This window comes from Streptomyces subrutilus (assembly GCF_001746425.1).
Classification (GTDB): Bacteria; Actinomycetota; Actinomycetes; order Streptomycetales; family Streptomycetaceae; genus Streptomyces; species Streptomyces subrutilus_A.
Genome location: NZ_MEHK01000001.1, coordinates 2,021,481 through 2,040,739 on the forward strand (window position 1 = coordinate 2,021,481; position 19,259 = coordinate 2,040,739).

Consider the following 19,259-nt stretch of genomic DNA (forward strand, 5'->3'; position numbering starts at 1 on the left):
TGCACGTACCACGCCACTGTAGACGTTGGTCATACGTCGCCCTGCGCGGGGGTCGCGTCGTGTTGGTCCGAACGGAGCTGACGTCCCGGTGACGGCACGGTGACGGTGTGCGGACACTCGAATAGCTGCACGCCGTTGCGGGGGTAGGCTCGGAATCGCGCCGGTGCGACCGTCCGTCACCGGGAACAGACATGTGGAGAGGAGCCCTGACCCACGGTGAGCACCAAGCCGACCACCACAGAGCTCGAGTGGACCGAACTGGACCAGCGGGCCGTCGACACCGCCCGCGTTCTGGCCGCTGACGCGGTCCAGAAGGTCGGAAACGGCCACCCCGGTACGGCGATGAGCCTGGCCCCCGCCGCGTACACCCTCTTCCAGAAGGTGATGCGGCACGACCCGGCGGACCCCGAGTGGGTGGGCCGCGACCGCTTCGTGCTCTCCGCGGGGCACTCGTCCCTCACCCTGTACACGCAGCTGTACCTGGGCGGTTTCGGGCTGGAGCTGGACGACCTCAAGGCCTTCCGCACCTGGGGCTCCAAGACCCCGGGCCACCCGGAGTACGGCCACACGGCCGGCGTCGAGACCACCACCGGCCCGCTCGGCCAGGGCATCGCGAACGCGGTGGGCATGGCCATGGCCTCCCGCTACGAGCGCGGCCTGTTCGACCCGGAGGCCCCGCAGGGCACCTCCCCGTTCGACCACATGATCTACGCCATCGCGGGCGACGGCTGCCTCCAGGAGGGCATCTCCCACGAGGCGTCCGCGCTGGCGGGCCACCAGAAGCTCGGCAACCTGGTGCTGCTGTGGGACGACAACCACATCTCCATCGAGGGCGACACCGAGACGGCCGTCTCCGAGGACACCCTGCGGCGCTACGAGGCGTACGGCTGGCACGTCCAGCGCGTCGAGCAGCAGGAGAACGGCGACCTCGACCCGAAGGCCCTGTACGCGGCGCTCCAGGCCGCCAAGGCCGAGACCGGCAGGCCGTCCTTCATCGCGGCCCGCTCGATCATCGCCTGGCCCGCCCCGCACGCCCAGAACACCGAGGCCGCGCACGGCTCGGCGCTCGGCGACGACGAGGTCGCGGCCACCAAGCGCGTCCTCGGCTTCGACCCGGAGCAGACCTTCGAGGTCTCCGACGAGGTCATCGCGCACACCCGCAAGGCGCTGGACCGCGGCCGCGAGGCGAAGGCCGCGTGGGAGAAGGACTTCTCCGCATGGCGCACCGCCAACCCGGAGCGCGCCGCCGAGTTCGACCGCATCCAGGCCAACGAGCTGCCCGCGGGCTGGGAGGACGAGCTCCCCTCCTTCGAGACCGGCAAGGGCGTCGCCACCCGCGCCGCCTCCGGCAAGGTGCTGCAGGCCCTCGGCGCGGTCATCCCCGAGCTGTGGGGCGGCTCGGCCGACCTCGCCGGCTCCAACAACACCACCATCGACAAGGACTCCTCGTTCCTGCCGGTGGGCAACCCGCTGCCGGAGGCCGACCCCTACGGCCGCACCATCCACTTCGGCATCCGCGAGCACGCCATGGCAGCGGCCATGAACGGCATCGCCCTGCACGGCCACACCCGCATCTACGGCGGCACCTTCCTGGTGTTCTCCGACTACATGCGCAACGCCGTCCGCCTGTCCGCGCTGATGCACGTGCCGGTCACCTACGTGTGGACGCACGACTCCATCGGCCTCGGCGAGGACGGCCCGACCCACCAGCCGGTCGAGCACCTTGCCTCGCTGCGTGCCATCCCGGGCCTGAACCTGGTCCGCCCGGCCGACGCGAACGAGACCGCCATCGCCTGGCGCGAGATCCTGCGCCGCCACACCAAGGTGTTCGGCAAGGGCGCCCCGCACGGTCTGGCGCTCACCCGCCAGGGCGTGCCGACGTACGAGCGCAACGAGGACGCCGCCAAGGGCGGTTACGTGATGTTCGAGGCGGAAGGCGGCGAGCCGCAGGTCGTCCTCATCGGCACCGGCTCCGAAGTGCACCTGGCCGTCGAGGCCCGCGAGCAGCTCCAGTCCGAGGGCATCGCGACGCGTGTCGTCTCGATGCCGTCCGTCGAGTGGTTCGAGGAGCAGGACCAGGCGTACAAGGACAGCGTCCTGCCGCCCTCCGTCAAGGCGCGCGTCGCGGTCGAGGCGGGCATCGGCCTGACCTGGCACCGCTACGTCGGCGACGCGGGCCGGATCGTGTCCCTGGAGCACTTCGGTGCCTCGGCCGACGCGAAGGTGCTGTTCCGCGAGTTCGGCTTCACCCCCGAGCGCGTCGCGGCCGCCGCCCACGAGTCCCTCGCCGCCGCCGCGCGCTGACGCCGGTACAAGACCAGTAGGAGATGCAATTCCCATGACAGACGCACTCAAGCGCCTCTCCGACGAAGGCGTGGCGATCTGGCTGGACGACCTGTCCCGCAAGCGCATCACGTCCGGCAACCTGGCCGAGCTCATCGACCAGTCGCACGTGGTCGGTGTCACCACCAACCCGGCGATCTTCCAGAAGGCCATCAGCGGCGGCGAGGGCTACGAGCAGCAGCTCACCGACCTCGCCACCCGCAAGGTGACCGTGGAGGAGGCCCTGCGCATGATCACCACGGCGGACGTCCGCGACGCCGCCGACATCCTGCGCCCGGTCTACGACCGCACGGACGGCCAGGACGGCCGCGTGTCGATCGAGGTCGACCCCCGGCTGGCCCACAACACCCCGGCGACGGTCGCCGAGGCCAAGCAGCTGGCCTGGCTGGTGGACCGCCCGAACACGCTCATCAAGATCCCGGCGACCAAGGCCGGCCTGCCGGCGATCACCGAGGTCATCGGCAGGGGCATCAGCGTCAACGTCACGCTGATCTTCTCGCTGGAGCGCTACCGCGAGGTCATGGACGCGTACCTGGCGGGTCTGGAGAAGGCCAAGGCCTCCGGCCTGGACCTCTCCCTGATCCACTCGGTCGCCTCCTTCTTCGTGTCCCGCGTGGACAGCGAGATCGACAAGCGCCTGGACGCCGTCGGCACGGACGAGGCCAAGGCCCTGAAGGGCAAGGCGGCGCTCGCCAACGCCCGGCTGGCCTACCAGGCCTACGAGGAGGTCTTCTCCTCGGACCGCTGGACCGCCCTGGAGCGCGTCGGCGCCAACAAGCAGCGTCCGCTGTGGGCCTCGACGGGCGTCAAGGACCCGGCGTACAAGGACACCCTGTACGTGGACGACCTGGTCGCCCCGAACACGGTGAACACCATGCCGGAGGCCACCCTGGAGGCCGCCGCCGACCACGGCCGGATCACCGGCGACACCGTCCGCGGCAGCTACGAGCAAGCGCGTGCCGAGCTCGACGCGGTCGCGAAGCAGGGCATTTCGTACGACGATGTGGTGCAGCTGCTCGAGGACGAGGGCGTCGAGAAGTTCGAGGCGTCCTGGAACGACCTGCTGAAGTCGACCGAGGCGGAGCTCCAGCGCCTCGCCCCCACGGAGGCCTGAACACCTTGACTGTGAACGGAGCGAACCCGCTTCGTGACGCACAGGACCGGCGGCTCCCGCGCATCGCGGGGCCGTCCGGCCTGGTCATTTTCGGCGTTACGGGTGACCTGTCGCGCAAGAAGCTGATGCCTGCCGTCTACGACCTCGCCAATCGCGGCCTGCTCCCGCCGGGCTTCTCCCTCATCGGGTTCGCCCGCAGGGAGTGGGAGCACGAGGACTTCGCCCAGGAGGTGTACGAAGCCGTCAAGGAGCACTCGCGCACCCCCTTCCGGGAAGAGGTCTGGGCGCAGTTGGTGCAGGGCTGCCGCTTCGTCCAGGGCGACTTCGACGACGACGCCGCCTTCGAGACGCTGAAGGCGACGATCGACGAGCTCGACAAGGCGCAGGGCACGGGAGGCAATTTCGCCTTCTACCTGTCCGTGCCGCCGAAGTTCTTCCCCAAGGTGGTCCAGCAGCTCAAGGACCACGGTCTGGCGCAGAAGGAGGGCTCCTGGCGGCGTGCCGTCATCGAGAAGCCCTTCGGCCACGACCTGAAGAGCGCCGAGGAGCTCAACAAGGTCGTCCACGAGGTCTTCCCCCGTGACGAGGTCTTCCGGATCGACCACTACCTCGGCAAGGAGACCGTCCAGAACATCCTGGCGCTCCGCTTCGCCAACACGATGTTCGAGCCGATCTGGAACCGGTCGTACGTCGACCACGTGCAGATCACCATGGCCGAGGACATCGGCATCGGCGGCCGGGCCGGCTACTACGACGGCATCGGCGCGGCGCGCGACGTCATCCAGAACCACCTGCTCCAGCTGCTCGCGCTGACGGCGATGGAGGAGCCCGGCTCCTTCCACCCCAAGGCGCTGGTGGCGGAGAAGCTCAAGGTCCTCACGGCCGTGGAGCTCCCCGAGGACCTGGGCAAGCACACCGTGCGCGGCCAGTACTCGGCGGCGTGGCAGGGCGGCGAGAAGGTCGTCGGGTACCTCGAAGAGGACGGCATCGACCCCAAGTCGAAGACCGACACCTACGCGGCCGTCCGTCTGGAGATCAACAACCGCCGCTGGGCGGGCGTCCCGTTCTACCTGCGGACGGGCAAGCGCCTGGGCCGCCGGGTGACCGAGATCGCGGTGGTCTTCAAGCGGGCCCCGTACCTGCCGTTCGAGTCGGGCGCGACCGAGGAGCTGGGGCAGAACGCCCTGGTCATCCGGGTCCAGCCGGACGAGGGCGTCACGGTCCGCTTCGGCTCCAAGGTTCCGGGCACCTCCATGGAGGTCCGGGACGTCACGATGGACTTCGCGTACGGCGAGTCCTTCACGGAGTCGAGCCCCGAGGCGTACGAGCGGCTCATCCTCGACGTCCTGCTGGGCGACGCGAACCTCTTCCCGCGCCACCAGGAGGTCGAACTGTCCTGGAACATCCTCGACCCGATCGAGGAGTACTGGGACAAGCACGGCAAGCCCGCGCAGTACCCGGCGGGCACCTGGGGGCCGGTCGAGGCGGACGAGATGCTCGCACGAGACGGACGGAGCTGGCGCCGGCCATGAAGATCGACCTCACGGAGACCAACTCCAGCAAGATCAATGCCGCACTGGTCAAGGCACGCCGGGACATCGGCACGCCGGCCATCGGCATGGTCCTCACGCTGGTGATCGTGACCGACGAGGAGAACGCGTACGACGCGCTCAAGTCGGCGAACGACGCGTCCCACGAGCACCCCTCGCGGATCGTCGTCGTCATCAAGCGGGTCAGCCGCTCGCCGCGCAGCCGCCAGGGCGCCCGACTCGACGCGGAGATCCGCGTCGGCGCGGACTCCGGCACCGGTGAGACGGTCGTGCTCCGCCTGCACGGCGAGCTGGTCGACCACGCCCAGTCGGTGGTTCTCCCCCTGCTGCTGCCGGACGCCCCCGTGGTCGTCTGGTGGCCGGACGGCGCTCCCGCGGATCTCGCGGGCGACCCGCTCGGTGCGCTGGGACAGCGCCGGATCACGGACACGTACTCCTGCGAGGACCCGATCGGGGCGCTCGGCGCCCGGGCCGCGGCCTACTCGCCCGGGGACACGGACCTCTCGTGGACCCGGGTCACCCCGTGGCGCTCGATGCTGGCGGCCGCACTGGACCAGCAGGTCCTGTCGGTCGCCTCGGCGACCGTCGAGGGCGAGTCGGACAACCCGAGCTGCGAGCTGCTGGCCATGTGGCTGGCCGACCGGCTCCAGGTCCCCGTACGGCGCATGCCGTCGGGGGGTCCGGGCCTGACGGCCGTACGTCTGGAGACCAAGGACGGCGCGATCGTCCTGGACCGGGCGGACGGGGCGCTGGCCACGCTGTGCATGCCGGGGCAGCCCGACCGTTCGGTGGCGCTCAAGCGCCGCGACACGGCCGAACTCCTGGCGGAGGAGCTGCGCCGGCTGGACCCGGACAACACGTACGAGGCCTCGCTGAAGTTCGGCGTGGCGAAGCTGGACTCGTCGGCTCCCCCGGCCGAGGCCCCGGCGGCCGAGGCCGAAGCCCCGGCCAAGCCCGAGGCCCCCGCCAAGGCGGAACCGAAGCGGACGGCCAAGCCGACGAAGAAGGCCGCGGCCAAGTAACGGGCCCCGCGGGGCTCTCCCCCACCCCGCCCCTTCCCGAAACCGGGGCTCCGCCCCGGCCCCCGCGCCTCAATCGCCGGCGAGGCTGGATCTTTCAGCCCGTCCGGCGTTCGAGGACCGGGGTCCGGGGCGGAGCCCCGTTTCGCGCAGCGGCCACCCCCACCCCACCCGCACGACCGACAAGGCGGCAGCACATGGGTATGACGACTCCCCAGGTCGTCGTCCACCGGGACAAGGAGCTGATGGCCCAGGCCACGGCGGCCCGGCTCATCACGAAGATCGTGGACGCGCAGGCGGCCCGCGGCACGGCCTCGGTGGTCCTCACCGGCGGCCGCAACGGCAACGGCCTCCTGGCGGCGCTGGCCGCCGCCCCGGCCAAGGACGCGGTCGACTGGTCCCGCCTCGACCTGTGGTGGGGCGACGAGCGCTACGTCCCCGCCGACGACCCCGAGCGCAACCACACCCAGGCCCGCGAGGCCCTGCTGGACTCCGTGCCGGTGGACCCCGCCCGCGTGCACGTCATGCCCGCCTCGGACGGCCCGTACGGCGCCGACGTGGACGCGGCGGCCGCCTCGTACGCCGCCGAGCTGGCCGCGGCGGCCGGCCCGGAGGACCACGGCCCGGTCCCCACCTTCGACGTGCTCATGCTCGGCGTCGGCCCGGACACCCACGTGGCCTCGCTCTTCCCGGAGCACCCGGCGACCCGCGAGACCGAGCGCACGGTGGTCGGGGTGCACGGCGCCCCGAAGCCCCCGCCCACCCGGATCTCCCTCACGCTCCCGGCGATCCGCGCGGCCCGCGAGGTCTGGCTGCTGGCGGCGGGCGAGGACAAGGCCGGTGCCGTGTCCATCGCACTGGGCGGCGCCGGCGAGGTCCAGGCCCCGGCGGCGGCCGCCCACGGCCGTTCCCGCACCCTGTGGCTGCTGGACCGCGCGGCCGCCGCGCACCTGCCGTCCGGGATGTACCCGCCCGCCTCCTGAACGGGCGGGGGGCACACCCCGTCCTGCGTCAGCCGCGCCCGCGCAGCTCGCGGTAGGCGGCCACCAGTGCCTTCGTGGAGGCGTCCAGCCCCGGCACGTCCGCGCCCTCGGTGAGGGCCGGCTCGACCCGCTTCGCGAGGACCTTGCCGAGCTCCACGCCCCACTGGTCGAAGGAGTCGATGTTCCACACCGCGCCCTGTACGAACACCTTGTGCTCGTACAGGGCGATCAGCTGTCCGAGCACCGCCGGGGTCAGCTCGGGCGCCAGGATGGTGGTCGTCGGGTGGTTGCCCTGGAACGTCTTGTGCGGGACCAGCGATGCGGGAGCGCCCTCCGCCCGCACCTCCTGCGCCGTCTTGCCGAAGGCCAGCGCCTGGGTCTGCGCGAAGAAGTTCGCCATCAGCAGGTCGTGCTGGGCCGCGAAGGAGGGCTCCAGCTCCGCCACCGGGCGCGCGAAGCCGATGAAGTCCGCGGGGATCAGCTTCGTGCCCTGGTGGATGAGCTGATAGTAGGCGTGCTGCCCGTTGGTGCCGGGCGTGCCCCACACCACCGGGCCGGTCTGCCACTCCACCGGATTGCCCTCGCGGTCCACCGACTTGCCGTTGGACTCCATGTCCAGCTGCTGCAAGTAGGCGGTGAACCGGGAGAGGTAGTGGCTGTACGGGAGCACCGCGTGCGCCTGCGCGTCGAAGAACCCCCCGTACCAGACGCCCAACAGCCCCAGCAGCAGCGGGGCGTTCTCCTCCGGCGGCGCGGTGCGGAAGTGCCGGTCCATGGCGTGGAAGCCGCCGAGCATCTCCCGGAAGGCGTCCGGGCCGATCGCGATCATCAGCGAGAGGCCGATGGCCGAGTCGAAGGAGTAGCGGCCGCCGACCCAGTCCCAGAACTCGAACATGTTGGCCGGATCGATGCCGAACTCCGTGACCTTCTCGGCGTTGGTCGACAGCGCCACGAAGTGCCGTGCGACGGCCGCCTGGTCGCCGCCCAGCCCCGCCAGCAGCCACTCGCGCGCCGAAGTGGCGTTGGTGATGGTCTCGATGGTGGTGAAGGTCTTGGAGGCGATGATGAACAGCGTCTCGGCCGGGTCCAGGCCGCGCACGGCCTCGTGCAGGTCGGCGCCGTCCACGTTGGATACGAAGCGCACCGTCAGACCGCGGTCGGTGAAGGCCCGCAGGGCCTCGTACGCCATCGCGGGACCGAGGTCGGAGCCGCCGATGCCGATGTTGACGACGTTCCTGATGCGCCGTCCGGTGGAGCCGGTCCACTCCCCCGACCTGACCCGGCCGGAGAAGTCCGCCATCTTGTCCAGGACTGCGTGCACCCCGGGGACGACGTTCTCGCCGTCGACCTCGACGACGGCGTCCGCGGGCGCGCGCAGGGCGGTGTGCAGGACCGCCCGGTCCTCGGTGGTGTTGATCTTCTCGCCGCGGAACATCGCCTCGCGCAGCTCGGCCACGCCCGTCGCCGCGGCCAGTTCGCGCAGCAGCGTCAGCGTCTCGTCGGTCACGAGGTGCTTCGAGTAGTCGATGTGCAGGTCCCCGACCCGCAGGGTGTAGCCGGTGCCCCGACCTGGATTCTCCTCGAACAGCTCCCGCAGATGCGTCTGCCCGAACTCCTCCCGGTGCTTGCCGAGGGCCAGCCACTCCGGCATCCGGTTGAGCTTCGTACGGCTGTCTGCGTTCATCTCGGACATCAACCCACTTCTTCCGTCCTGTCGTGCCCCGCCGATCTCCAACTTAAGGGATCCGATGCGGACCAACGCACACAAAGAGGCCCGGCCCCGCCGGAGATGTCTCCAACGGGGCCGGGCCTCATGTCACATGGCGTCTGCGTCGTTCAGATCTCGCCGCGGAGCTTGGCGAGGGCCTCGGCGAGGATCGCCTCGCCGTCGGCGTCCGTGCGCCGCTCCCGTACGTACGCCAGGTGCGTCTTGTACGGCTCGGTGCGCGGCGGCGCGGGCGGGTTGTCCCGGTCCTGGCCGGCCGGGAACCCGCAGCGCGGGCAGTCCCAGGTGTCCGGCACCTGTGCGTCGCTGGCGAAGCTCGGCTGCGTCTCGTGCCCGTTCGAGCACCAGAAGGAGATGCGCAGGCGGGGCGCGGACTCGCCGCGCTCGGCCTCACCCATCGGCCCCGCTCCGACCCGGCTACCACGGATCGCGTTGCCACTTGCCACGGTCGTAACTCCCCTGCGTGATGGTGCCGCCAAGCATGAGGTATGTCTGCTCAAGGCACCCCGGGTGCGTAGAGCCCCCCTCACGCTCGGCGTGCGGAGGGATCATCCCCTTCAGGTGCGGGGAGCAGAATAACTCGTTCCGCAACCAGGGTGCAGGACCTCATGATAGGCCGGGCTCCCCCGACCGGACTGCCGGTTGGCCAGAACGGTCAGCTGCTCGACTTCATCATGAGGCCGAGCGCGACGATGCAGGCGAACCACAGCAGTCCGACCACGACGGTGATGCGGTCCAGGTTCCGCTCCGCGACGGAGGAACCGCCGACCGACGACTGCATGCCGCCGCCGAACATGTCGGAAAGGCCGCCGCCCTTGCCCTTGTGCATCAGCACGAGGAGCATCAGCAGGGCGCTGAAGACGATCAGGGCGATCGAGAACCCCATAATCACGGCTGATTCCTACTTTCTGGCTTTTCTCTGGCATTCCGGCTGTGCGGGATGTGCGCGCGGGGGCCAGTGGCTGTGGTCAGCCCGCTGGCCCCCGCAAGGGTACGACGGATCCGCCCTACCGCATACTCACCGTCGGCCTACTGGTCGCGGAAGCGGACGATCTTGACGAACTCGTCCGCGTCCAGCGCCGCGCCGCCGATCAGGGCGCCGTCGACGTCGGGCTGGGCCATGATCGCCGCGATGTTCCCGGACTTCACCGAGCCGCCGTACTGGATGCGGACCTTGTCGGCCAGCTCCTGCGAGTACAGCTCCGCGAGACGGCCGCGGATCGCCCCGCAGACCTCCTGGGCGTCCTCGGGGGTGGCGACCTCGCCGGTGCCGATGGCCCAGACGGGCTCGTAGGCGATCACGATGGACTCGACCTGCTCGGCGGGGACGTCCTTGAGGCCGCCGTCGACCTGGGCCAGCGTGTACGGGACCTGCTGGCCGGCCTTGCGGATGTCCAGGCCCTCGCCGACGCAGAGGATCGGGGTGATCCCGTGCCGGTAGGCGGCCTTCACCTTGGCGTTGCAGAGCTCGTCGCCCTCGCCGTGGTACTGGCGGCGCTCGCTGTGGCCGACGGCCACGTAGGAGCACTTCAGCTTCGCCAGCATCGACCCGGAGATCTCGCCGGTGTAGGCGCCGGAGTCCTGCGCGGAGAGGTCCTGGGCGCCGTACTTGATCTTCAGCTTGTCGCCGTCGACCAGGGTCTGGACCGAGCGGAGGTCGACGAAGGGCGGCAGGACCGCCACCTCGACGGCGTCGTAGTCCTTGTCGGCGAGTGCGAAGGCGAGCTTCTGGACGTGGGCGATGGCCTCGAGGTGGTTGAGGTTCATCTTCCAGTTGCCCGCCATCAGCGGGGTACGGCCGTTTTCGACTGCGGTCATCAGGGGTCAGCCCTCCAGGGCGGCGAGACCGGGGAGCGTCTTGCCCTCGAGGTATTCGAGGGAGGCGCCGCCACCGGTGGAAATGTGGCCGAAGGCATTCTCGTCGAAGCCCAGGATGCGGACCGCGGCGGCACTGTCGCCACCGCCGACCACGGTGAAGGCGCTGCTGTCGACGAGGGCCTGCGCGATGGCGGTGGTACCGCCCGCGTAGTCCGGGTGCTCGAAGACGCCGACCGGGCCGTTCCAGAACACGGTCCCGGCATCGGCGATCTTGGACGCGTAGAGCTCGCGCGTCTTGGGGCCGATGTCCAGGCCCTCCTTGTCGGCAGGGATGCCGTCCGCGTCGACCGTGTCGAAGACGGCCGGGGTCTTGCCCTTGAGGTCGGGGAAGTCCTTGGAGACCAGCACGTCGACCGGGAGGACCAGCTCGACGCCGGTGTCCTTCGCGCGCTGCATGTACTCCGTCACCTTGGGGATCTGGTCCTCCTGCAGGAGGGAGATGCCGACCTCGTGGCCGAGGGCCTTGAGGAAGGTGTAGGCCATGCCGCCGCCGATGAGGATGCGGTCGGCCTTGCCGAGCAGCTGGTCGATGACGGCGAGCTTGTCGGAGACCTTGGCGCCGCCGAGGACCACGACGTAGGGGCGCTTGACCTCGTCGGTCAGCTTCTTCAGGACGCCGACCTCGGTGGCGATGAGGTAGCCGGCCGCGTGCGGGAGGCGCGCGGGGAGGTCGAAGACCGAGGCGTGCTTGCGGTGGACGGCGCCGAAGCCGTCGCCGACGTAGACGTCGGCCAGCTCCGCGAGCCGGTCGGCGAACGCGCCGCGCTCGGCGTCGTCCTTCGCGGTCTCACCGGGGTTGAAGCGCAGGTTCTCGATGACGGCCACCTGTCCGTCGGTGAGGGCCGCGACGATCTCCTTGGCGGAGGCGCCGACCGTGTCGGTGGCGAACGCGACGTCCGCACCGAGCAGTTCGCCCAGGCGCTTGGCGGCCGGGGCGAGCGAGAAGGCCGGGTCCGGGGCGCCCTTGGGGCGGCCCAGGTGCGAGGCCACGATGACGCGGGCGCCGGCGCCGGCGAGCTTCGCGATGGTGGGCTGGACGGCGCGGATGCGGCCGTCGTCGGTGATGCTGCCCTGGGCCAGCGGGACGTTAAGGTCGGCGCGGACGAAGACCCGCTTGCCCTTGACGCCCTCGGCGAGCAGTTCGTCGATCGTCTTCATGTGTTTCTACTCCTTTGAGCCCTTCTCGCGAAGGGGGAGGAAGGGAGAACGAGACAAGCGACAGGGCCCGTGCGGCGCTTCGTCGCGCAGCCCGGACCCTGTGCTCACATCGTGGTGCCTACCTTAGAACCAGTGACCTTAGAGCTGGCCACCGACGAAGACCGTGAGGTCCACGAGACGGTTGGAGTAGCCCCACTCGTTGTCGTACCAGCCGACGACCTTGACGCTCTTGCCCTGGACCATGGTCAGGGAGGAGTCGAAGGTGCAGGACGCGGGCCAGTTCACGATGTCGGAGGAGACGATCGCGTCCTCGGTGTAGTCGAGGATGCCCTTCAGCTGTCCCTCGGCGGCCTTCTGGAACGCGGAGTTGACCTCGTCCTTGGTCACCTCGCGCTCCAGCTCGATGACCAGGTCGGTCACGGAGCCGGTGGGGACCGGGACGCGCATCGCGATGCCGTCGAGCTTGCCCGCCAGCTCCGGGATCACCAGCGCGGTGGCCTTGGCGGCACCGGTGGTGGTCGGGATGATGTTCTCGGCGGCGGCGCGGGCGCGGCGCAGGTCCGAGTGCGGGAAGTCCAGGATGCGCTGGTCGTTCGTGTAGGCGTGGACCGTCGTCATCATGCCCTTGACGATGCCGAAGTTCTCCAGGAGGACCTTGGCCATCGGCGCCACGCAGTTGGTGGTGCAGGAGGCGTTGGAGATGACGTGGTGGTTGGCCGCGTCGTACTTGTCCTGGTTGACGCCCATCACGATCGTGATGTCCTCGTCCTTGGCCGGAGCCGAGATGAGGACCTTCTTCGCGCCGGCGGCGATGTGCTTGGCGGCGTCGGCCTTCTTGGTGAAGATGCCGGTCGACTCGATGACGATGTCGGTGCCCAGCTCACCCCAGGGGAGGTTCGCGGGGTCGCGCTCGGCGAAGGTCTTGAAGGTGTTGCCGGCGACGGTGATGGTGTCGTCGGTGTGGGAGACCTCGGCCTTGAGGCGACCCAGGATGGTGTCGTACTTGAGCAGGTGCACCAGGGTGGCGTTGTCAGTCAGGTCGTTGACACCGACGATCTCGATGTCCGCTCCCTGCTCAAGGAGCGCCCGGAAGTAGTTGCGGCCAATTCGGCCAAAACCGTTGATGCCTACGCGGATCGTCACGAACCGATCTCCTCGTTGGTGCGCCGGTAAGTGCGCCGGCGAGCTGTATGGGATGTCCCCGACCGCTTACGACCCTACCTCTCCGTGAGCTTTTGAGTGACATCGGCCGGGGCCTGACACGCCCCGAGGCCCCGTACCGATTGCTCGGCACGGGACCTCGGGGGCTTTCTCCCCCGTTACGCAGCGTGAGTCCTTGGAGGGCCGCTGATCAGCGGTTCAGCGCCTGGAGGGCCTTACCGACGAGTAGGGCTCGGTCAGCCGCCGCCGGCAGGTGTTCCAGCCCGAAGCCCAGCAGGACGGTGTCACGCGTAGTCACCGCCGCATAGGACTTGAAGAGCTCGCCCGACCGGGACCAATCGCCCGGAACTTCAGGGCTTCCGGCAGGTGCGCCCTGGGCGGCCCACTCGCCGAACGAGGCCTCGAAGCCCTCGACGGCCCGGTCCGTGCCGCCGACGTTCAGGCGCGCCTCGTCCGCGAAGACGCCGCGGCCGCCCGAGCCGCCGTCGGTGATGGAGGAGAGCGAGACCTCGACGGTCTTGCCCGCGTAGGCGCTCAGGTCGAAGGAGACCTGCTTCCAGCCGCCCGAGGACGCCGTGAAGCTGTTCCACGCCCCGCTGGTGCCGTGCGGGGTGCAGTTGCCGCCCTCGAGGGTGAGGTAGCGGCGCAGGAAGGGGTGGCCGCTGATGAAGAACCCGGCCCCGCACTCCTCGGGGACGGTGGTGCTGCTCAGGCCGCCCGCGTCCGGAAGCGTGGTCCAGTCGTCCCCGCCGGCGGTACGGGCCTCCAGCGCGGCGTGGTCGTATCCCTCCTCGACGTTCCAGCTCAGCGCGAACTTCAGCTGCGGCCTGTCCGCGGCGGTGACCTCGGTGAGGTCGATCGTGCGGGTCAGCCGCTTCCAGTCGTCGTCCGCGTGGAGCGCGGAGGCCATCTGGCTGCCGGCGTAGGGGGCGTACGGGTTGACGACCCCGCCGAACTGGCCGGCCTGCGCGCTCTTGAACTGCGGGAACTGCGCGGGGGCCAGGGTGTCGGAGGTCACCGTGTAGGAGCCGGGGGCGTTGAGCGGGTTGCCGGCGGCGTCGCCGAGGGCGCCCTTGGCCCCGTTCAGGAAGCCGGCGCCGGTGAAGCCGGTGGCGCCGCTGACGCTCGTACGCCCGTAGGCGCCGAGCCAGTACTGGCTGAAGTCGTTGGTCACGGCGCGGCCGACCTGGGCGCTGCCGCCCGCGAGCTCACCGGCCTCGATCAGCTTGCCGCCCTCGTTCAGGAAGTCGCGGACCGCGAGCTGGGTGTCACCGCCCGGGGTCTTGGACCCGGTGTAGTGGACGGCCGTACGGAAGTGGGACAGGACCCCGAGGTGGTGCGGCGCCCCCTGGGCGGCCACGTCCCAGACCGCCGCGGACCTGCCGTTGGCGCGCAGGGCCTCGACGTAGCTCTGGGCGTGCTGGGCCTTGGCGCCCTCCTCCGCGATCACCAGCACGTCCGCGCGCGGCCGCTCGGCCACCGTGTACGTGAAGTGCTCGCTGGAGACCTTCCTGCCGGAGCCGTCGCGGCCGGTGAACCAGACCTCGACCTTGTCACCGGGCTTCGCGCCGTCCACCTTCGCCCGGTACTCGTCGAACCAGTTGTTGTCCTCGCCGCCGTAGACGTCGCCGCCCTTCCAGGCCTTGAGGTCCTCGTCGTGGGTGCGGCCGCCGTTGATCCGGAAGTTGAGCTCCTTGTCCTTCAGCGCCTTGCGGGCCGTGACGGCGACCGTCTGGTCCTCGCCGCGGGGCACGTAGGAGGTGGTGAAGGGGTCCAGGGTGAAGTCGGCGGCGCTGAGGCCCACGACGGACGCCGGACGGTCCGGGTGGGCGGCGCTCTCGCCGACCGACAGGGCGAAGGGGACGTTCTTGGCGAACTCCGCCTGGATGAGCTTCTCGTCGTCCGGGAAGTTGAAGCCGGAGGCGCAGTCCTCGGGCTTCCACCGGTCGTCCGGGACGCTCTCGGAGACCGTCTGGCAGGTGGTCATCTCCGGCGTGAACATCATGATGCCGTTGACGTTGGAGGCGTGGCCGTCGGCCTCGCCGTTGGTGGTGTACAGCTCGGAGGACACCTGCGGGTAGTAGCCCGGGACGGCCGGGTTCTCCGGGGTGCCCGCGAGCGCCTGGTAGGCGATGTCGTCCGGGGTGGGGGTGGCCACCTGCCAGCCCACGCCGTAGAGCAGCAGCTCGGCGGCGGAGTGGTAGTTGATGGCGTACTCGAAGCCGATGCGCTTCTGGAAGGCGTCGAGGGCGGCGGTCTCCGGCTCGGAGCCGGCCTTGGGGCCGCGGTAGGTCTCGCTCGCCTGGTTCGGCGAGGAGCCCTCGTTGTCGTAGCCCCACTTGTAGGCGAAGTTGCGGTTGAGGTCGACGCCGTCGACGGCGGTGTGCTTGCCGTCGCCGTCGTTGTCGCGCATGTTCTTGCGCCACAGCCGCTCGCCGTCGGGCGCGTGCGTGTAGTCGTAGCCGTCGGGGTTGGCCGAGAGCAGGAACCACAGCTCGGTGGAGTCCACCAGCTTGGTGACCCGCGGGTCCTTGCCGTAGTTGTCGACGGTGTGGTGCATCAGCCGCCGGGTCATCTCCGGGGTGATCCACTCGCGGGCGTGCTGGTTGGACATGTAGAGCACGGCCGGCTTGTCGCCGTCCTTGGTCTTCCTGGCGTTCTTGGTGACCTTGAGGGCGAGGATGTCCTTGCCCTGGACGGTCTTGCCGATGGAGACGACCTTGGTGAGCGCCGGGTTCTGCCGCGCGGTCCGCAGGATCTCCTCCTGGAGGCCGCCCTTGCCGCTGTACGGGCGGAACACCCCGTCCCCGGCGGCCTTCTGGGCGCGGGCGAGTCCCTCGCCGGGGACCTTGCGCTCGGCGAGCCTGATGCCCTGTCCGGCGAGGGCCTCGGCCTGCTCGCCGGTCAGGAACAGCTCGACCCGGGCGGTGCCGCTGTCGGGCGCGCGCTCGGACAGCTCGTGCGCGTCCTGGCCGGCGGCGAGGACCAGCGGGACCTGCTCCTTGGTGATGTCGGCGTCGTAGACGCGGACCTCGTCCGCGCCGGATCCGGCGCCGGAGCCGGGCTGGGCCTGCGCCGACGCGGGTAGCGCGGCGAGCGCGGTGCCGAAGACGAGTGCGCTTGCGGCGAGGATCGATCTCGCTCGGTGCCTCATATGCCCCCCAGGGCGTCGTCTGCCACGAAAGTGTCCGGACGAAAGGCTCACGACCAGTCCATGCCCATGTCAATGGGGCCTGGTACGGGGAGGGGGTCCGCACGAGTGATCGTGCAGACCCCCTCCAGCGCGGGTACAGGCAGGTCAGCCGACCTGGTCAGCCCGCCATGTTGTCGGCCATCTCCTCGCTGAGATCGAGGTTCGACTCCGTGCCCGGGATGCCGAGGTCCTGGGCGCGCTTGTCGGCCATCGCCAGCAGGCGGCGGATGCGGCCCGCGACCGCGTCCTTGGTCAGCGGCGGGTCGGCGAGCGCGCCCAGCTCCTCGAGGGAGGCCTGCTTGTGCTCCATGCGCAGCCGGCCCGCGGCCGCGAGGTGCTCGGGGACCTCCTCGCCGAGGATCTCCAGCGCGCGCTGCACGCGGGCTCCGGCGGCCACGGCGGCCCGCGCCGAGCGGCGCAGGTTGGCGTCGTCGAAGTTGGCCAGGCGGTTGGCTGTGGCGCGCACCTCGCGCCGCATCCGCCGCTCCTCCCACGCCAGCACCGACTCGTGGGCGCCGAGCCGGGTGAGCAGCGCGCCGATCGCGTCGCCGTCGCGGACCACGACGCGGTCGACCCCGCGCACCTCGCGCGCCTTGGCGGCGATGGAGAGCCTGCGGGCGGCGCCCACCAGGGCCAGGGCGGCCTCCGGACCGGGGCAGGTGACCTCCAGGGAGGAGGACCGGCCCGGCTCGGTGAGCGAGCCGTGGGCCAGGAAGGCGCCGCGCCAGGCCGCCTCCGCGTCGCAGGTGGCCCCGGAGACCACCTGCGGGGGAAGACCCCGGATGGGGCGGCCGCGGCCGTCCACGAGCCCGGTCTGGCGTGCCAGCTGGTCGCCCCCGGCCACGACGCGGACCACGTAGCGGCTGCCGCGGCGCAGTCCGCCGGGAGCCATGACCACGAGGTCCGAGGAGTGGCCGAAGATCTCCAGGATGTCCTTGCGGAGCCGTCTGGCGGCGATCCCGGTGTCGAGCTCCGCCTCGATGACGATGCGGCCGCTCACCAGGTGCAGGCCGCCCGCGAACCGAAGGATCGCCGAGACCTCCGCCTTCCTGCAGCAGGTCCGGGTGACCGGGAGGCGGGAGATCTCATCCTTCACCGCGGGCGTCATCGCCATGGGCCGATCCTTCCATGCATCCGAAAAATACGGTCGTACGCGGCGGCGAGCAGCTCCGGATCATGCTTCGGAGACCCGTCCTCCCTGGCCACGGGCGCCAGCTCGACCGCGGCACCGAACCGTTTTGCGGCATCGGCGAGGGACTCGCGGTCGGGCACGGCGGCCTCGTCGGCCAGCACCACGTCCAGGGCGAGTTTAGGGGCGTGTCGGGCCAAAACCTCCAAATGACGCTGCGGAGAGAAGCCCTCTGTTTCGCCGGGCTGCGGCGCGAGGTTCAGCGAGAGCACCCGGCGGGCCTTCGTCTCGACCAGCGCGTCGAGCAGTTGCGGCACCAGCAGGTGGGGGATCACGGAGGAGAACCAGGACCCCGGCCCGAGGACCACCCAGTCCGCGTCGAGGACCGCCGCGACGGCCTCCGGCACGGCCGGCGGGTCACCCGGCACGACCTGTACGGAGAGCACCTCGCCCGGGGTCAGGGCCACGGTGGCCTGCCCGCGGACGGTGTCCACGTCCTCGGGCCGGGCCGGATCGTGCCCCTTGACCAGGGCTTGGAGCTCCAGCGGGACCGCGGACATGGGCAGCACCCGGCCCTGCGCGCCGAGCAGCCTGCCCACCAGGTCGAGGGCCTGGACGGGGTCGCCGAGCTGTTCCCACAGGGCGACGATCAGCAGGTTGCCCACGGCGTGCCCGTGCAGGTCGCCCTGGGACTGGAAGCGGTGCTGGATGACCCGGGCCCAGGTCTGGCCCCAGTCGTCGTCTCCGCACAGCGCGGCCAGCGCCTTGCGCAGGTCGCCGGGCGGCAGCACGCCGAGCTCCTCGCGGAGCCGGCCGCTGGAGCCGCCGTCGTCGGCGACGGTGACCACGGCCGTGAGGTCACCGGTAATGCGGCGCAGCGCGGCGAGGGAGGCCGACAGGCCCTGGCCGCCGCCCAAGGCGACCACCTTGGGCGCGGCGCCGCGCCGGCGGCCGGAGCGGCCCGCGCCGTCTTCGCCCCGTCCCGGGGTGAGGCGGCGCAGGCGGCTCAGCCGCGGGGTCCGTGCGGTCACTCGCGCCCCATGTCCCGGTGGACGACGACGGTCTCGACTCCCTCGGAGGCGAGGCGGGCGGCGAGCTTCTCGGACACGGCCACGCTGCGGTGCTTGCCGCCCGTGCAGCCGACCGCGATGGTCACGTACCGCTTGCCCTCGCGGCGGTAGCCGGTGGCGATGAGCTGGAGCAGCTCGGTGTAGCGGTCGAGGAACTCCTTCACGCCCGGCTGGCCGAAGACGTACCCCGACACCTCCTCGTTGAGCCCGGTGAAGGGCCGCAGCTCCGGGACCCAGTGCGGGTTGGGGATGAAGCGGCAGTCGACGACGAGGTCGGCGTCGACCGGCAGGCCGTACTTGTAGCCGAAGGACATGACGGTGGCCCGCAGCTCGGGCTCCTCGTCCCCGGCGAACTGGGCGTCCATCTTGGCGCGCAGCTCGTGCACGTTCAGGCTGGAGGTGTCGATCACCAGGTCGGCGTCCCCGCGCAGCTCGCGCAGCAGGTCGCGCTCGGCGGCGATGCCGTCGGTGATGCGCCCGTCGCCCTGGAGGGGGTGCGGGCGGCGGACCGATTCGAAGCGGCGGACCAGCGCGTCGTCGGAGGACTCCAGGAAGACGATGCGGCGCGTGACCCCGCGGCTGTCGAGGTCGGCGAGGGACTCGCGCAGGGCGTCGAAGAACTGGCGGCCGCGGACGTCGACGACGACGGCGATGCGCGCCACGTTGCCCTGGGAGCGGGCGCCGAGCTCCACCATGGTGGGGATCAGCGCAGGCGGCAGGTTGTCGACGACGAACCAGCCGAGGTCCTCCAGACACTTGGCCGCCGTACTGCGGCCGGCCCCGGACATCCCGGAAATGATCACCAGCTCGGGGATGGCCGCCTCGGCGGTCTCGCCGGGCTCCACTGTCGTGCCCGTACTCACCTGTGCTCCGTCTCGGTCGTGCGCGGTCTCGTGCTCGGTCATTGCTCGGTCCCCCGTTCGGACGATGGCTCC

At 70.7% G+C, this 19,259-nt stretch carries 15 protein-coding genes; 5 read left to right on the top strand and 10 right to left on the bottom strand.

Going from position 1 to position 19,259, the window contains the following annotated elements:
* The first annotated feature begins 216 nt into the window (after positions 1–216).
* From tkt to pgl, 5 genes are all read left to right on the top strand, one after another.
* Complete coding sequence (gene tkt / locus BGK67_RS10150) at positions 217–2,304, top strand: transketolase (protein WP_069919767.1); 2,088 nt, start codon at positions 217–219, stop codon at positions 2,302–2,304.
* A 34-nt stretch (positions 2,305–2,338) separates the two neighbouring features.
* Entirely contained in the window at positions 2,339–3,457 is a 1,119-nt protein-coding gene (gene tal, locus BGK67_RS10155; RefSeq protein ID WP_069919768.1) for a transaldolase, read from the top strand.
* Positions 3,458–3,462: 5 nt separating this feature from the next.
* Positions 3,463–4,989, top strand: a complete 1,527-nt coding sequence (gene zwf, locus BGK67_RS10160) for a glucose-6-phosphate dehydrogenase (protein WP_432215433.1) — start codon at positions 3,463–3,465, stop codon at positions 4,987–4,989.
* Entirely contained in the window at positions 4,986–6,029 is a 1,044-nt protein-coding gene (opcA, locus tag BGK67_RS10165) for a glucose-6-phosphate dehydrogenase assembly protein OpcA (RefSeq protein WP_069919770.1), read from the top strand. Before zwf ends, opcA begins: the two co-directional genes overlap by 4 nt.
* A gap of 200 nt (positions 6,030–6,229) precedes the next feature.
* On the top strand, positions 6,230–7,009 hold the full coding sequence (gene pgl / locus BGK67_RS10170; protein WP_069919771.1) for a 6-phosphogluconolactonase: 780 nt from the start codon (positions 6,230–6,232) through the stop codon (positions 7,007–7,009).
* Between the two features lie 28 nt (positions 7,010–7,037).
* Here pgl and pgi read toward each other — a convergent pair whose 3' ends face one another.
* From pgi to rapZ, 10 genes are all read right to left on the bottom strand, one after another.
* Entirely contained in the window at positions 7,038–8,693 is a 1,656-nt protein-coding gene (gene pgi / locus BGK67_RS10175; RefSeq protein ID WP_069923760.1) for a glucose-6-phosphate isomerase, read from the bottom strand.
* Between the two features lie 152 nt (positions 8,694–8,845).
* Positions 8,846–9,133 carry an RNA polymerase-binding protein RbpA gene (locus BGK67_RS10180; protein WP_030197743.1) on the bottom strand — a complete coding sequence of 96 codons (288 nt, stop codon included), beginning with the start codon at positions 9,131–9,133 and terminating at the stop codon, positions 8,846–8,848.
* A gap of 257 nt (positions 9,134–9,390) precedes the next feature.
* The gene (gene secG, locus BGK67_RS10185) at positions 9,391–9,621 is read right to left on the bottom strand and encodes a preprotein translocase subunit SecG (RefSeq protein WP_069919772.1); all 231 of its coding nucleotides are present in this window, start codon (positions 9,619–9,621) and stop codon (positions 9,391–9,393) included.
* Between the two features lie 143 nt (positions 9,622–9,764).
* Positions 9,765–10,553 (bottom strand): triose-phosphate isomerase, encoded by a 789-nt coding sequence (tpiA, locus tag BGK67_RS10190; RefSeq protein ID WP_069919773.1) that lies wholly within the window; start codon positions 10,551–10,553, stop codon positions 9,765–9,767.
* 6 nt (positions 10,554–10,559) lie between these two features.
* Positions 10,560–11,771, bottom strand: coding sequence for a phosphoglycerate kinase (locus tag BGK67_RS10195; protein WP_069919774.1), 1,212 nt, complete (start codon positions 11,769–11,771; stop codon positions 10,560–10,562).
* A 138-nt stretch (positions 11,772–11,909) separates the two neighbouring features.
* Entirely contained in the window at positions 11,910–12,914 is a 1,005-nt protein-coding gene (gene gap / locus BGK67_RS10200; RefSeq protein WP_069919775.1) for a type I glyceraldehyde-3-phosphate dehydrogenase, read from the bottom strand.
* 208 nt (positions 12,915–13,122) lie between these two features.
* On the bottom strand, positions 13,123–16,086 hold the full coding sequence (locus tag BGK67_RS10205; protein WP_069919776.1) for a M14 family metallopeptidase: 2,964 nt from the start codon (positions 16,084–16,086) through the stop codon (positions 13,123–13,125).
* A gap of 157 nt (positions 16,087–16,243) precedes the next feature.
* Positions 16,244–17,239: a DNA-binding protein WhiA gene (gene whiA, locus BGK67_RS10210; RefSeq protein ID WP_030009075.1), complete on the bottom strand. Its 996-nt coding sequence runs from the start codon at positions 17,237–17,239 to the stop codon at positions 16,244–16,246.
* Positions 17,230–18,285 carry a gluconeogenesis factor YvcK family protein gene (locus BGK67_RS10215; RefSeq protein ID WP_069919777.1) on the bottom strand — a complete coding sequence of 352 codons (1,056 nt, stop codon included), beginning with the start codon at positions 18,283–18,285 and terminating at the stop codon, positions 17,230–17,232. The genes whiA and BGK67_RS10215 overlap by 10 nt, the downstream gene beginning before the upstream one ends.
* Positions 18,282–19,229 (bottom strand): RNase adapter RapZ, encoded by a 948-nt coding sequence (gene rapZ, locus BGK67_RS10220; protein ID WP_069919778.1) that lies wholly within the window; start codon positions 19,227–19,229, stop codon positions 18,282–18,284. The genes BGK67_RS10215 and rapZ overlap by 4 nt, the downstream gene beginning before the upstream one ends.
* Between the last annotated feature and the right edge of the window lie 30 nt (positions 19,230–19,259).

What these genes read in the sequence shown, in the direction of transcription:
- pgl (WP_069919771.1), top strand. Translation starts at nt 6,230, where the DNA reads ATGACGACTCCCCAGGTCGTCGTCCACCGGGACAAGGAGCTGATGGCC.
- pgi (WP_069923760.1), bottom strand. Translation starts at nt 8,693, where the DNA reads ATGAACGCAGACAGCCGTACGAAGCTCAACCGGATGCCGGAGTGGCTG.
- rapZ (WP_069919778.1), bottom strand. Translation starts at nt 19,229, where the DNA reads ATGACCGAGCACGAGACCGCGCACGACCGAGACGGAGCACAGGTGAGT.
- tal (WP_069919768.1), top strand. Translation starts at nt 2,339, where the DNA reads ATGACAGACGCACTCAAGCGCCTCTCCGACGAAGGCGTGGCGATCTGG.
- whiA (WP_030009075.1), bottom strand. Translation starts at nt 17,239, where the DNA reads ATGGCGATGACGCCCGCGGTGAAGGATGAGATCTCCCGCCTCCCGGTC.
- opcA (WP_069919770.1), top strand. Translation starts at nt 4,986, where the DNA reads ATGAAGATCGACCTCACGGAGACCAACTCCAGCAAGATCAATGCCGCA.
- BGK67_RS10205 (WP_069919776.1), bottom strand. Translation starts at nt 16,086, where the DNA reads ATGAGGCACCGAGCGAGATCGATCCTCGCCGCAAGCGCACTCGTCTTC.
- BGK67_RS10195 (WP_069919774.1), bottom strand. Translation starts at nt 11,771, where the DNA reads ATGAAGACGATCGACGAACTGCTCGCCGAGGGCGTCAAGGGCAAGCGG.
- secG (WP_069919772.1), bottom strand. Translation starts at nt 9,621, where the DNA reads ATGGGGTTCTCGATCGCCCTGATCGTCTTCAGCGCCCTGCTGATGCTC.
- BGK67_RS10180 (WP_030197743.1), bottom strand. Translation starts at nt 9,133, where the DNA reads ATGGGTGAGGCCGAGCGCGGCGAGTCCGCGCCCCGCCTGCGCATCTCC.
- tpiA (WP_069919773.1), bottom strand. Translation starts at nt 10,553, where the DNA reads ATGACCGCAGTCGAAAACGGCCGTACCCCGCTGATGGCGGGCAACTGG.